Raw genomic sequence first — 13,324 nt, forward strand, 5'->3', positions numbered from 1 at the left:
GCCGCTTATTCTTCGACAGGTTCTGCTGGTTGCGTGATGACGCGGCTTTGTGGCGCAGGGGTGCGGCCAGTCGCCAAAGGATCGTCCTGACGCTGAACCGAGCCTTCGAAATGCGCACCCGATTCGATTGCAATGCTCTTGTGGATGATGTCGCCTTCGACCCGTGCGGTCGAGGTCAGACGCACTTTCAGCCCGCGGACACGGCCGATCACGCGGCCATTGACCACGATATCATCGGCGACGATTTCGCCGCGGATGGTGGCGGTTTCGCCCACGGTCAGCAAATGCGCGCGGATATCGCCTTCGACGGTGCCTTCAACCTGAATGTCACCCGTGGTGCGCAGATTGCCGACCACGGTCAGATCCGCTGACAAGACAGATGCCGCAACTTTGCCCTTGGGCGCAGAGGGGGTGAAATCCATCGTTGGTTTGCTCACAGGGGCCTCCGCGGCTTTTGGCTTTTCGGTTTCGCCGGCTTTCGGGCCCGGCTCGTTGATGCGGCTTTTAGAAAACATTGGTCGCTGCCTTTATGAAGGTCATCGGATTGATCGCAGACCCGCCAAGACGGATCTCGTAGTGAAGATGTGTGCCAGTAGACCGGCCTGTGTTGCCCATATCACCGATCCGGTCGCCGCGCGATACCTTTTGACCAACTTGGACGCGGATCTTGGACAGATGGCCAAAACGTGTCTCAAGCCCAAAGGCGTGTTTGATGCGGATCAGCTGGCCATAGCCGCTTTCCCAACCGGCATGAACCACGGTGCCATCGGCGGTGGCATAGATTGCGGTGCCGTAAGCGCCAGCAAAATCCTGGCCCTCGTGCATTTTGCGCGTGCCGTTGATCGGATCGTTCCTGCGGCCAAATCCCGATGACATCCGCACCCGATCTTTTACGGGCATGGCAAAGGGGGTCTTAAAGGCCGCCAGCCGGTAAAGGCCGATGGTATCCAGCCCTTCCAGAATGGCATTGGCACGCAGGGCATCGCGCGAGGGCGGCTGCCCTTTTGTCGAGAAGGATATCGGCAAGAGCGGCCCACCTGCGCCGCTGTAGCCCTTGCGCACCGAGGACAGCAGCTCGTCTGGCGACAGCCCGGCCTTCTTGAACATCTTTTCCAGCGGTTCAACCGAGACCGTCAGGGCCTCTTCCAGCTTGGTGAAGATCTCGTCGTTTTGTGCTTCAAGGTCTTGTTTTTGTTTTACAACGGCGGCCACGCGTTCATCGGCTTTGGCCGCAACGCCCTCGATTTGGTCGCGTTCGGTTGCAACCGAGCCAAGGCTCGAGCTGAGAAATTCAACCGTGGCCTCGCTGTCGCGCAGCCGCTCTTGATCGTTGCGCCCGCTGCCTTGTTCGGCGCTCAGGCTGGCGATCTGGGCGCGGGCGTCATCGCGCTGCGCAATGGTGCCGCGCAGCGTGTTCTGGATCACCTCGATGCCGGTTTCCAATTCGCGGCGGCGGTCCTCTGATGCCAGCAAGCGCGCCTGCATCTCGGAGACCTGCGCCAAAGCAAGGTTAAAGCGGTCTTGCGCCGAGGCGGCCTCTTCCGAGCGCAGGTCAAGATCGGCAGAAAGCGAGGTAAGGCGCTGTTCATACAGCATTTGTTGGCGCGCAATCTGCGTGCGCGATGTGCCCGCAGAGATTGAGTCCATCAGTAAAATCGCGGTGGCAAGAATGGTCCAAGCCAAAGCCATCGAGCCAAAGGTGATTGCGATGGCCTGAGTCGCTGGCCGCAACCGGATAAACCGCGTCTCGGTATCGGATTTGAGGAACAACCTTTGTTCCGGCAAATGCCGCTCCAGCACCAGATTTATGCGGTAGGCCAGTGTATTGATCACGCGCTGAGATTCCGTTCTAAAAATTGGCTTGTTGCTTTTCTCGCCTTACTGGCTGCCGTCTGATTAGCCATCAGGCAGGGGGGGTGGCAAGAATTTTGACCAATTTTCAAAAGCCCAAGGCGGAAAGCCGCCAGCTTGGGCAGAAAACCGCCGATTTTCCCTAGGCTTTTTCCACCAAGGGCCAGTAGAAATCGGGAGGCAATCCGGCTTCGGCGCGCTTTTCGGTGTTGAAGGGTGGCTTTAGGCTGCCGTGGAAATACTGTCGTACAAGTTTATGAAACACCGGTTTCGGGTCATGTCCCGCACGCCCACAAAGCCAGTTGAACCATTTCGAGCCATAGGCGACATGGGCGACCTCTTCGGCGTAAATCGTCTCCAGCGCGCTGACTGCTGCGGTGTCGCCGGCCTTGGTGAACAGGGCGATCATGCCGGGGGTGACATCCAACCCCCGCGCCTCCAGCACCATTGGCACCACGGCAAGTCGGCCCAGAAAGTCATCTGCGGTGTCTTCGGCGGCCTGCCACATAAAGGCATGCGCGGGCATCGCACCGTAATGGCTGCCCGCTGCCTCAAGACAATCGCACATCAGGTTGAAATGTTTGGATTCGTCATCTGCCGCCTGCACCCAATCGTCATAAAAGCCCAAGGGCATCGGCTGATCTGCAAAGCGCGCGACCATATCCCAATGCAGATCGACTGCGTTCAGCTCGATATGGGCGACGGCATGCAGCAGCGCCAGCCGTCCGCTGGCGGTGTTAGAGCGGCGGCGCGGCACATCGCGCGGGTCTAACAGATCGGGCTTGGCAGGGCGGGCGGGGCGCTGCGGCGGGCTGGCTTGGCCCACCGGCATCGCATCCCCCGCTGCCCGCGCCGCGCGCCATGCCGCCGCATGGGCATGCGACAGCGCGGTTTTGGCGCGGCCATCCGCGGTGCTTAGAACCTCGACCGCGCGGGCCGCCAAGCTTTGCATCACAGCGCCTGCACGGCGGCAAGCACCTCGGCTGCATGGCCCTTGACCTTCACCTTGGCCCAGATTTGCGCGATCTGGCCCTTGGCATCGATCAGCACCGTGGTGCGTTCGATGCCCATATAGGTTTTGCCATACATGCTTTTTTCTTTCCACACGCCGTAGTCTTCGCAGACCGAACCCTCGGCATCCGAGGCAAGCACAATGCCCAAGCCGTATTTCTTGCAAAACTTGTCATGCGCCGCGACGCTGTCTTTTGACACGCCGATCACTGTGCAGCCTGCGGCTTGAAAATCGGCCAAGGCGGCGGTGAAATCTTGTGCCTCGAGCGTGCAGCCCGAAGTGTCATCCTTGGGGTAGAAATACAGCACAACCTTTTGCGGGCGCAGGGCCGAAAGCGTCACATTCGCACCGCCATCGCGCGGCAGAGTGAAATCGGGGGCGGTTTGACCAATGGAAATCATGCGCGGCTCCTTGCCTTTTCGGTGTTGACCCTGTGCGATCTAGTTGCCTTTCGTCAAAGATAAAGGCAAGCCCGCAGTCAAAGATCGACCTTGCGGCAGAGCCTAGGCGAAAATGCCGCAACGCCATGAAGATGAGGGCTGAATGACAGGGCAGGGCCAAGAAGAGGAAAGGGTGAAAGCAGCCCTTACCGAGCAAGGCCCGCCCATGCCCGCGCCCCCCCCACGGCCGCGTCATCGTACCGGCCTTGGGCTGCGGCTGCTGACGCTGGCGATGGTGGTCGGGTTAATCTTTGCGGCGCTTGGGCTAACCGGCAAGCCGATCCCGGTGCCGGTGTTTCTGGTGGCCGAAGTGGAACAGCGCGCCAATGCGGCGCTGGCGCAATCTTTGCCCAATGCCGCGATTGCGATTGGCGGAGTGGTGCTGCGGGTCGATGCCGATTGGGTGCCAAGGCTGCTTTTGGATGATGTGCGCTTGCTTAAACCCAATGGGGCAGCCCTTTTGACGCTGCCCGAGGTGCGGGTCAGCTTTGATCCCGAGGCTTTGTTGCAAGGCGAGATTAGGCTGCGCAGGCTGAAGGTCAGCGGTGCGCATCTGCAAATCAGCCGCGACAGCACCGGTGCTTTCGATTTCGATTTCGCGCCGCGTGGCAGCCAGACCGAGATCAAGAATTTCTCCGAGCTGTTTGATGCGGTGGATGCCGCCTTTGCCCAGCCGATGGCAGATCGCTTGATCTCGGTCGAGGCCGAAGCGCTGACGATAACCTTTCGGGATGCGCGCGCCGGTCGGGTGTGGGAATTGGGCGACGGGCGGATGCGGCTGGACAACCGCGCCACCACGGTTGCGGCCGAAATTGGCCTTTCGGTGATTTCGGGACCATCGCCTGCGCAGGCGGTGCTGACGGTGATCTCGGAGAAATCAACAAACCTCGCGCGGATTACTGCGCAGATCGACACTGTTGCCGCAAAGGATATCGCCGCCGAAGTCGCGCCCTTTGCTTGGGCCGGAGCCTTGGATGCACCGATGTCGGGGCGGATTCAGACCACGCTGACCGACGAGGGCATCACCGCTTTGGACGCCAGCCTCAGCTTTGGGGCGGGGGCTTTGCAACCGACGCCCGCGGTGCAGCCGATTGCTTTTGACCGCGCCGATATGCGGCTGCTTTATGATCCCGCTCAGGGCCGCATGACGGTCAGCGAACTGTCGGTGCAAAGCCCGACGCTGCGCTTGCAGGCCGAGGGGCAAACCTATCTGGTCAAGGCCGATGGCAGCCGGATGACGGGCCCGCTTGGTCGCGATGTGCCGGCGGCCTATCTGGCGCAGCTGCAATTCAGTCAGGTGGTGGTCGATCCAGCGGCGCTGTTCCAAGAACCGGTAAACTTCTCGGCGGGCGCTTTGGATCTGCGGCTGCGGGTTGACCCGTTTTCCATCGAGATCGGGCAATTGGTGCTGACCGAAGACCAGCGCCGGCTGAGTGCCAAGGGCAAGATCGCCGCCGGAGCCGCGGGCTGGACGGTCGGGGTCGCGTTGGGACTGAACGAGATCGCCCATGATCGGTTGGTGGCGCTTTGGCCGGTCAATCTGGTGCCAATGACGCGGCTTTGGGTGGATAAGAATGTCCTGTCAGGTGCGCTGACGGATGTGAAGGCGGATTTGCAACTGCAACAGGGCAGCGAACCGCAGCTGCACCTTAGCTATAATTTCGCCAATGCCGATGTGCGCTTTGTTGACACCTTGCCCCCCATCGAGGCTGGCTCGGGCTCGGCCACCATCGAGGGGCAGACCTATCGTATGGTGCTGACCCAAGGCACGGTCACCCCGCCCGAAGGCGGCAAGATTGATGTTGCAACTTCGGTGTTCTCGATCCCCGATGTCACCGCCATGCCTGCGATTGCCGAAGTCAGCTTGCATACCCGCTCCAGCCTGACAGCGGCGCTGTCGCTGTTGGATCAGCCGCCATTCTTTTTCATGTCAAAAGCCGATCTGCCGGTGACTTTGGGGCAGGGCACGGCGGTGATCGACACCACGCTGCGGCTGCCGCTGCAACCCAAGATCATGATCGAAGATGTCGAATACAGCGTCAAAGGCGTGCTGAGCGATGTGGTGTCGACCACCTTGGTGCCGGGCCGCAAGCTGACGGCACCGCGCTTGGATGTGACAGCCACCCGCGCCGGGTTGCAGATCAACGGCAAGGGGCTGATTGGGGTGGTGCCTTTTGATGCCAGCTATTCCCAAGGTTTTGGCGCGGCAGACAAGGGGCTGGCGCAGATTGCAGGCACGATCAGCCTCTCGCAACAGGCCGCAGAAGACTTTGGCTTGGGCCTGCCTGAGGGCATGGTCTCGGGCAAAGGCGTGGCGCAGGTGACGATTGATCTGCGGCGCGGGCAGGCGGGCAAGCTATCGCTGCGATCGGATCTGGCGGGCATCGGGCTTTCGATTGACGGGCTGGGCTGGAGCAAGCCTGCCGCCGCCACCGGCAGCCTTAGCGCCGAGGTCACGCTTGCAACGCTGCCAAAGGTCGACAGCCTGCGGCTTGCGGCGGCAGGACTTACGGCGCAGGGCTCGGTGACGCTGCGCGAGGGCGGCGGCTTGGATCTGGCGCGATTTGATCGCGTGCAGCTGTTGGAGTGGCTGGATGCTCCGGTCGAGTTTCGCGGTCGCGGCAGGGCGCGCGCGCCTGCCTTGGCGGTGACCGGAGGCCGTGTCGATCTGCGCGCCATGCCGCCTGCCTCGCAGCGTGGCGCAGGCCGCCAGCTTGGCGACGGCCCCGTGTCGCTGCAACTTGATAGCCTGATCGTCAGCAAAACCATCAGCCTGACCAAGTTTCAGGGCGATTTCAGCCTTGCTGGCGGCTTTAACGGCAGCTTTAAATCTGGTCTGAATGGTAAGACGGCGCTGCGTGGCACGGTTGTGCCTTCGAAATTTGGCTCGGCGGTGCGGCTGCAATCGCAGGACGCGGGCGGGGTTTTGGCGGCGGCGGGGGTGTTTGCCTCGGCACGCGGCGGCGCTTTGGATTTGATCCTGACCCCGCGCCCCGAGACCGGCCAATATGATGGCCATATCGAGATGAGCAGCCTGCGGGTGCGCAATACCAATGTGCTGGCCGATCTGTTGAACGCGATTTCGGTGGTGGGCATCCTTGAGCAGCTGAACGGCGAGGGGCTGGTGTTCAATCAGGCACAGGGCGATTTTGTGCTGGCCGCCAATGGGGTCGAAGTGACCCGTGGTTCGGCGGTGGGGGCCTCGCTTGGGGTTTCGATGGCGGGGGTTTATAAGACCTCGACAGACGAACTCTTCATGCAGGGCGTGATCTCGCCGGTCTATATCCTGAACGGCATCGGTGCGCTGTTGACGCGGCGCGGCGAGGGGCTATTTGGGTTTAACTATGCCCTGCGCGGCAAGGCCTCGGACCCGGATGTTTCGGTGAACCCGCTGTCGATCCTGACGCCGGGCATGTTCCGCGAGATCTTTCGCTCGGCTGCCCCTGTGATGAAGACCAAACCCTAAGCCTGAAAGCCTGTGATGAACCTGTCTGATTTCGACTTTGATCTGCCCGAAGACCTGATTGCGGTGCGCCCGGCGCAGCCGCGCAGTGCGGCTCGGCTGTTGCTGGCGCAGGGCGATGCGATCAGCGATATGCATGTGTTTGATCTGGTGGATATTTTTCGCGCAGGCGACCGTTTGGTCTTGAACAACACCAAGGTCATTCCCGCGCGGCTGTTTGGCACCCGCGCGCGCGGCGAGGCGGTGGCCAAGGTCGAGATCACGCTGTTGGAACCGCAAGCCTCGGGCGGCTGGCGCGCCTTGGCCAAGCCTTTGCGCAAGGTCAATATTGGCGAGGTGATCCGGTTCTCGGATCAGCTTTCCGCCACCGTCGCCGATAAATCCGCCACCGATCTGCGGCTTGCCTTCAACCTTGAGGGCGATGATTTTGACGCGGCACTGCAAGCCGCCGGCTTGATGCCCTTGCCGCCCTATATCGCCGCCAAACGCGCCGCAGATGCGCAAGACAACACCGATTATCAAACCGTTTTCGCCCGCCACGCAGGCGCGGTTGCAGCCCCCACCGCCAGCCTGCATTTTGACGCAGCCCTGCTGGCAGCGCTTGCGGCCAAGGGCGTCGATTTCACCGAAGTCACCCTGCATGTCGGCGCGGGCACCTTTTTGCCGGTCAAGGTCGAGGATGTCACCACCCATAAGATGCACGCCGAATGGGGCGAGGTCAGCCCGCAAGCCGCAGCCGAGATTGCCGCCACCAAGGCCGCAGGTGGCCGCGTGATCCCGGTGGGCACCACCGCGCTGCGGCTGATCGAGACGGCGGCGGCCTCGGGCCAGATCGCGCCTTGGCAGGGCGAGACCGACATCTTTATCTATCCGGGCTACCGCTTTGTCGTCGCCGATGCGCTGATGACCAATTTTCATTTGCCAAAATCTACGCTGATGATGCTGGTCTCGGCGCTGATGGGGCAGGGGCGGATCAAGACGATCTATGATCACGCGATTTCGCAGCGCTATCGGTTCTTTTCCTATGGTGATAGCTCGCTTCTGATCCCATAAGCGGAAATCGACATTAAGCGTCGCAATCTGTAATCTGCTGTTCACGATTGCCGCATAGGCTCGCGTAACGCCGCTTTTGAAAGGCCAAGACATGCTGATCGTTCTTCGCAACGCTTGGGCGCTTTTGCTCGGGATCATGCTGTTGATGCTGGGCAATGGCATGCAGGGCACGCTGTTGGGCATTCGCGGCAATTTGGAACATTTCACCACATTGCAGATGTCTTTCGTGATGTCGGCCTATTTTCTGGGCTTTCTGTTCGGCTCGCGGATGGCGCCTGATATGATTCGCCGCGTTGGCCATGTGCGGGTATTTGCCGCCCTTGGTTCGATGATTTCCGCGGTGCTGATCATGTATGCGGTGGCGCCGAATTGGATCGCTTGGGTGGTGATGCGGGTCTTGATCGGGTTTTCGTTCTCGGGCGTGTATATCACGGCGGAAAGCTGGCTGAACTCTGCCTCGACCAATGAGACGCGGGGCCAAGCGCTGTCGCTTTATCTGATCATGCAGATGGTTGGCATCATCATGGCGCAGATTTTGCTGAACGTGGGCGATCCTTCGGGCTTTATCCTGTTTGTCATCCCCTCGATTCTGGTGTCGCTGGCCTTCACGCCGATTTTGCTGACCGTATCGCAGGCCCCAGCCTTCGAGCTGACCAAACCGCTGAGTTTTCGCAGGCTTTACGAGGCCTCGCCCTTGGGTTGCGTCGGGATGTTTCTGCTGGGCGGCGTGTTTTCGGCGCAATTCGGCATGGCCTCGGTCTGGGGCACGCAGGCGGGGCTAAGCGTTAAGGAAATCTCGATCTTTGTGGCCTTTATCTATGTTGGTGGCTTGGTGCTGCAATATCCGATTGGCTGGTTTTCCGACCGGATGGACCGTCGCGGGTTGGTGCTGGGGCTCTCGGCGATGGGGGCTGCGGTGCTGATGCTGCCGATTGTCTGGAGCGCCTTTGCAGGCCAGGTGCCCTTTGTTGTTTTGGTGATGGTGGGGGCGCTTGGTGGCGGCATCTCGAACCCGCTTTATTCGCTGCTGGTGGCCTATGTGAATGATTACCTTGATAATTCCGATATGGCTGCGGCCTCGGCTGGGCTGATCTTTATCAATGGCTTGGGCGCAATCACCGGCCCTGTGATCACCGGTTGGATCATGGCGCAGGTCGGGCCGAACGGGTTTTTCCTGTTCATGGCGGTGCTGTTTGCGGTGCTGTCGGGCTATACCGCCTGGCGGATGACGCAGCGGCGGATGACGCCCGAATCGCATGGCGCCTATACGCCGATGACGCCCAACAGCTCGGTTGTGGCCGTGGAGGCAGCACTTGAGCGCGCCGAGGAGCCGCTGCGCGATTGATTGCAGGCTGCGCGCAAACCTGTCAGGCTGGCCTCAAAGCGAGGTGTGTTATGTCTGATCCGATTGAAGTGCTGGATTTCTGGCTTGGCGATATTGGCCCCGAGGGCTGGTATCTGGGCAGTGAAGAGCTGGACGCGGAAATCGCGGCGCGGTTTGGCGATCTGTGGCAGGCCGCCCATAGTGACGGCATCGAGCATTGGGTCGACGGGCCTGCGGGCACGCTGGCCTATCTGATTATCTGCGACCAGATGGCCCGCAATATCCACCGCGGCGACGCGCTTGCCTTTGCCACCGATGCCCGTGCGCGTGCAGCAGCCCGCAAGGCCGTGGCCGAGGGCTGGGATCTGCAAGCCCCTGAACCTGAACGCCAATTCTTCTATATGCCGTTCGAGCATTCCGAAGATCCGGCCGACCAGGCGCTTGCCGTCAGCTATATGGAAACCCGTTTGGCCTCGGTGCCCGATATGGCGCTGCACGCCAAGGCACATCAGGCGATCATCGCTCGCTTTGGCCGCTTTCCGTTTCGAAACGCGGCTTTGGGGCGCAAGATGACGGCAGAAGAGGCCGAATTTCTGGAAAACGGCGGCTATGGCGCGATTGTGCGGGGGCTGAAATCAAGCCATGCACCAGACGCATAGCCCTGCGGCGCCTGCATTGTTGCGCGGATTTGAAAAATAGTTTAATGGCAAACTACTTTTTCTGAGGAGGGAAAGATGGCGGCTCAAAACTTTGATGTGATCGTAATCGGCGCAGGCCCCGGCGGCTATGTTGCCGCAATTCGGGCGTCGCAACTTGGCCAGAAGGTCGCCATTATCGAGCGTGAAAACCTTGGTGGCATTTGCCTGAACTGGGGCTGTATCCCGACCAAGGCGCTGTTGCGCTCGGCCGAGGTGTTTCACCTGATGCACCGCGCCAAGGAATTTGGCCTTGCCGCGACCGGCATTTCCTATGACCTTAACGCTGTGGTTGCGCGCTCGCGCGGGGTGGCAAAGCAGCTTTCGGGCGGCATCGGCCATCTGATGAAAAAGCACAAAGTCACCGTCTTTATGGGCGAGGCCACGCTGCCCGCCAAGGGCAAGGTTTCGGTCACCTCCGCCAAGGGTGTCGAAGAGCTGACCGCGAAATCCATCATCCTTGCCACCGGCGCGCGGGCGCGCGAGCTGCCGGGTCTTGAGGCAGACGGCGATCTGGTCTGGACCTATCGCCACGCTTTGCAGCCCAAACGCATGCCGAAAAAGCTGCTGGTGATCGGATCCGGCGCGATTGGTATTGAATTTGCAAGCTTTTTCAACACCTTGGGTGCAGATACCACGGTTGTCGAAGTGATGGACCGCGTGCTGCCGGTGGAAGACGCCGAAGTCAGCGCCTTTGCCAAAAAGGCCTTTGTCAAACAGGGCATGAAAATTCTTGAGAAAACCACGGTCAAAAAGCTGGACCGCGGCAACGGCAAGGTGACGGCGCATCTGGAAGACGCCAAGGGCACCACGACGATGGAATTTGACACGGTGATCTCGGCCGTCGGCATCATCGGCAATATCGAAAACCTTGGGCTAGAGGCTTTGGGCGTTAAGATCGACCGCACCCATGTCGTCACCGATGAATTCTGCCGCACCGGCGTCGAGGGGCTTTACGCCATTGGCGATATCGCAGGCGCGCCATGGCTTGCGCATAAGGCCAGCCACGAAGGCGTGATGGTGGCCGAGCTGATCGCGGGCGGCCATCCGCATCCGATCAAGCCCGGCTCGATTGCTGGCTGCACCTATTGCCATCCGCAGGTCGCCAGCGTCGGCATGACCGAGGCCAAGGCAAAAGAGGCTGGCTTCGAGCTTAAAGTCGGCCGCTTTCCCTTCATTGGCAACGGCAAGGCGATTGCTTTGGGCGAGGCCGAGGGCTTTATCAAGACGATTTTCGACGCCAAAACCGGCGAGCTGTTGGGCGCGCATATGATTGGTGCCGAAGTGACCGAGCTGATCCAAGGCTATGTCATCGGTCGCGCGCTTGAGACCACCGAAGAAGACCTGATGAACACCGTCTTCCCGCATCCGACCCTGTCCGAGATGATGCACGAGTCGGTTCTGGATGCCTATGGGCGCGCGCTGCATATCTAAACGGCCGCAGAGACAATCGATGGGCAGGGGGCGCAGGCCCCCTGCCTTTTTTTTATGCCTTAGCGGCTGACCGGCCCGCCTGCATTGGCCCAATCGCCAAAACCGCCGATGTTGTGCACTTCGAACCCCATGCCTGCCAGCGCTTGCGCGGCCATGCCGGCGCGGCCGCCCACGGCGCAATATACCGCAATCGGCTTGCCTGCGGGCAGTTTTTCCGCAGCTTGCAAGGCGACCAGCGCCAGCGGAATATGCACAGCGCCTGCGGCCTTGCCGCTTGCGGCCAACTCATTGGCCTCGCGCACGTCCAATACGGTGATTTCGCCCTTTGCAGCCTTGGCGATGGCGTCTTTTGCAGTGATCTGTGACATGGGGATGCTTTCTTTGAAAACCTGCCCCCTATATATTCGACTTTCAGAATGTGTAAAGCCTCTTGCGTAAGTTTTCCACATTCTTCGCCTGCGTTCATCTTTCGTTCACATAATTCGATTGGAGACTCGCCAAATCCCGCCTATCTATAGCCAAACTTAAGGTGGGCTATGGCAGAGCAGAAATTTATCGAAGTGCGCGGCGCGCGCGAGCATAATCTGAAAAACGTCAATGTGGACATTCCGCGCGATCAGCTGGTGGTGATCACCGGGCTGTCGGGGTCGGGCAAATCCTCTTTGGCTTTTGACACCATCTATGCCGAAGGCCAGCGTCGCTATGTCGAAAGTCTTTCGGCCTATGCGCGGCAATTCCTTGATATGGCGGGCAAACCTGACGTCGATCATATCTCGGGCCTTTCGCCTGCGATTTCGATTGAACAAAAGACCACCTCGAAAAACCCGCGCTCGACCGTGGGCACTGTGACCGAGATTTACGACTATCTGCGCCTGCTGTTCGCGCGTGTCGGCACCCCCTATAGCCCCGCGACCGGCAAGCCGATCACCGCGATGCAGGTGCAAGATATGGTCGATGCCGTGATGGCGATGGCCGAAGGCACCCGCGCCTATCTGCTGGCGCCGATTGTGCGCGACCGCAAAGGCGAATACCGCAAAGAATTCCTTGATCTGCGCAAGCAGGGCTTTCAGCGCATCAAGGTCAACGGCGCATTTTACGAGCTGGAAGAGCCGCCGGTTCTGGACAAAAAGCTGCGTCACAACATCGATGTGGTGGTTGATCGCATCGTGGTGCGCGAGGGGCTTGAGACGCGGTTGGCCGATAGTTTTCGCACAGCGCTAAACCTTGCCGAAGGCATCGCGGTGATTGAAACTGCCCCGGCCGAAGGCGAGGGCGAGGCCGAGCGCATCACCTATTCCGAGAAATTCGCCTGCCCGGTTTCGGGCTTTACCATCCCCGAGATCGAGCCGCGGCTGTTTTCCTTTAACGCGCCTTTGGGTGCTTGTCCGGTCTGTGACGGGCTGGGGATGGAGCTGTTTTTTGACGAGCGCCTTGTGGTGCCCGACCAGAACCTGACGCTGCTGGGCGGGGCGATTGCGCCTTGGGCCAAGTCGAAAAGCCCCTATTTCACCCAGACCATCGAGGCGATGTCCAAGCACTATGGCTTTGATAAAAAGACCAAATGGAAGGATCTGCCTGAAAAGGTCAAGGCGGTGTTCCTGCAAGGCTCGGGGGGCGAAGAGATTCCGTTTCGCTATGACGAGGGCGGGCGGATCTATTCGGTCAGCCGGGTCTTTGAAGGTGTTATGCCGAATATGGAGCGGCGCTACCGCGAGACCGATTCCGCCTGGAGCCGTGACGAGATGGAGCGGTTTCAGAACAACCGCCCCTGCGGCACCTGCGGCGGCTACCGGCTGAAGCCCGAGGCTTTGGCGGTGAAAATCGCGGGCCTGCATGTTGGCCAAGTGGTGCAGATGTCGATCTTCGAGGCCTTTGATTGGATCGGCGGCGTGCCCGAGACTTTGGGCAAGCAAAAGAACGAAATCGCCAAGGCAATTTTGAAAGAAATTCGAGAAAGGCTGGGGTTTTTGGTCAATGTCGGGCTGAATTACCTGACGTTGTCGCGCGCGGCGGGCACGCTTTCGGGCGGCGAAAGCCAGCGCATCCGGCTTG

The 13,324-nt window shown here is 60.3% G+C and carries 10 protein-coding genes and 1 pseudogene; 6 read left to right on the plus strand and 5 right to left on the minus strand.

Going from position 1 to position 13,324, the window contains the following annotated elements; genetic code table 11:
- Positions 1 to 5 precede the first annotated feature (5 nt).
- From V7Q10_RS01800 to V7Q10_RS01815, 4 genes are all read right to left on the minus strand, one after another.
- Positions 6 to 515 (minus strand): bactofilin family protein, encoded by a 510-nt coding sequence (locus V7Q10_RS01800; RefSeq protein ID WP_333867319.1) that lies wholly within the window; start codon positions 513 to 515, stop codon positions 6 to 8.
- Positions 505 to 1,833 (minus strand): M23 family metallopeptidase, encoded by a 1,329-nt coding sequence (locus V7Q10_RS01805; protein ID WP_333867320.1) that lies wholly within the window; start codon positions 1,831 to 1,833, stop codon positions 505 to 507. The genes V7Q10_RS01800 and V7Q10_RS01805 overlap by 11 nt, the downstream gene beginning before the upstream one ends.
- Positions 1,834 to 1,993: 160 nt before the next feature.
- Positions 1,994 to 2,803 (minus strand): ferritin-like domain-containing protein, encoded by an 810-nt coding sequence (locus V7Q10_RS01810; protein ID WP_333867321.1) that lies wholly within the window; start codon positions 2,801 to 2,803, stop codon positions 1,994 to 1,996.
- A complete protein-coding gene (locus tag V7Q10_RS01815) occupies positions 2,803 to 3,264 on the minus strand; it encodes a peroxiredoxin (protein ID WP_333867322.1) in 462 nt (153 codons plus the stop codon). Before V7Q10_RS01815 ends, V7Q10_RS01810 begins: the two co-directional genes overlap by 1 nt.
- Before the next feature lie 205 nt (positions 3,265 to 3,469).
- Here V7Q10_RS01815 and V7Q10_RS01820 point away from each other — a divergent pair, with 205 nt between their 5' ends.
- From V7Q10_RS01820 to lpdA, 5 genes are all read left to right on the plus strand, one after another.
- The gene (locus V7Q10_RS01820; protein WP_333867323.1) at positions 3,470 to 6,769 is read left to right on the plus strand and encodes a YhdP family protein; all 3,300 of its coding nucleotides are present in this window, start codon (positions 3,470 to 3,472) and stop codon (positions 6,767 to 6,769) included.
- Positions 6,770 to 6,784: 15 nt separating this feature from the next.
- Positions 6,785 to 7,819: a tRNA preQ1(34) S-adenosylmethionine ribosyltransferase-isomerase QueA gene (gene queA, locus V7Q10_RS01825; RefSeq protein ID WP_333867324.1), complete on the plus strand. Its 1,035-nt coding sequence runs from the start codon at positions 6,785 to 6,787 to the stop codon at positions 7,817 to 7,819.
- A 91-nt stretch (positions 7,820 to 7,910) separates the two neighbouring features.
- Positions 7,911 to 9,164, plus strand: coding sequence for an MFS transporter (locus V7Q10_RS01830; protein ID WP_333867325.1), 1,254 nt, complete (start codon positions 7,911 to 7,913; stop codon positions 9,162 to 9,164).
- Between the two features lie 50 nt (positions 9,165 to 9,214).
- Positions 9,215 to 9,802 (plus strand): DUF924 family protein, encoded by a 588-nt coding sequence (locus V7Q10_RS01835; RefSeq protein WP_333867326.1) that lies wholly within the window; start codon positions 9,215 to 9,217, stop codon positions 9,800 to 9,802.
- A gap of 75 nt (positions 9,803 to 9,877) precedes the next feature.
- Positions 9,878 to 11,272, plus strand: a complete 1,395-nt coding sequence (gene lpdA / locus V7Q10_RS01840) for a dihydrolipoyl dehydrogenase (RefSeq protein ID WP_333867327.1) — start codon at positions 9,878 to 9,880, stop codon at positions 11,270 to 11,272.
- Between the two features lie 59 nt (positions 11,273 to 11,331).
- Here lpdA and V7Q10_RS01845 read toward each other — a convergent pair whose 3' ends face one another.
- Positions 11,332 to 11,640: a rhodanese-like domain-containing protein gene (locus V7Q10_RS01845; RefSeq protein WP_333867328.1), complete on the minus strand. Its 309-nt coding sequence runs from the start codon at positions 11,638 to 11,640 to the stop codon at positions 11,332 to 11,334.
- Positions 11,641 to 11,808: 168 nt separating this feature from the next.
- Between V7Q10_RS01845 and V7Q10_RS01850 the strand changes: the two are divergent.
- A pseudogene (locus V7Q10_RS01850) lies at positions 11,809 to 13,324 on the plus strand (excinuclease ABC subunit UvrA); the annotation flags it as partial.

This window comes from Cypionkella sp., from assembly GCF_036782355.1.
GTDB lineage: Bacteria > Pseudomonadota > Alphaproteobacteria > Rhodobacterales > Rhodobacteraceae > Cypionkella.

Excerpts from the sequence above, each read along its gene's own strand:
- V7Q10_RS01845 (WP_333867328.1), bottom strand. The coding sequence starts at position 11,640 with ATGTCACAGATCACTGCAAAAGACGCCATCGCCAAGGCTGCAAAGGGC.
- V7Q10_RS01830 (WP_333867325.1), top strand. The coding sequence starts at position 7,911 with ATGCTGATCGTTCTTCGCAACGCTTGGGCGCTTTTGCTCGGGATCATG.
- lpdA (WP_333867327.1), top strand. The coding sequence starts at position 9,878 with ATGGCGGCTCAAAACTTTGATGTGATCGTAATCGGCGCAGGCCCCGGC.
- queA (WP_333867324.1), top strand. The coding sequence starts at position 6,785 with ATGAACCTGTCTGATTTCGACTTTGATCTGCCCGAAGACCTGATTGCG.
- V7Q10_RS01810 (WP_333867321.1), bottom strand. The coding sequence starts at position 2,803 with ATGCAAAGCTTGGCGGCCCGCGCGGTCGAGGTTCTAAGCACCGCGGAT.
- V7Q10_RS01835 (WP_333867326.1), top strand. The coding sequence starts at position 9,215 with ATGTCTGATCCGATTGAAGTGCTGGATTTCTGGCTTGGCGATATTGGC.
- V7Q10_RS01800 (WP_333867319.1), bottom strand. The coding sequence starts at position 515 with ATGTTTTCTAAAAGCCGCATCAACGAGCCGGGCCCGAAAGCCGGCGAA.
- V7Q10_RS01820 (WP_333867323.1), top strand. The coding sequence starts at position 3,470 with ATGCCCGCGCCCCCCCCACGGCCGCGTCATCGTACCGGCCTTGGGCTG.
- V7Q10_RS01815 (WP_333867322.1), bottom strand. The coding sequence starts at position 3,264 with ATGATTTCCATTGGTCAAACCGCCCCCGATTTCACTCTGCCGCGCGAT.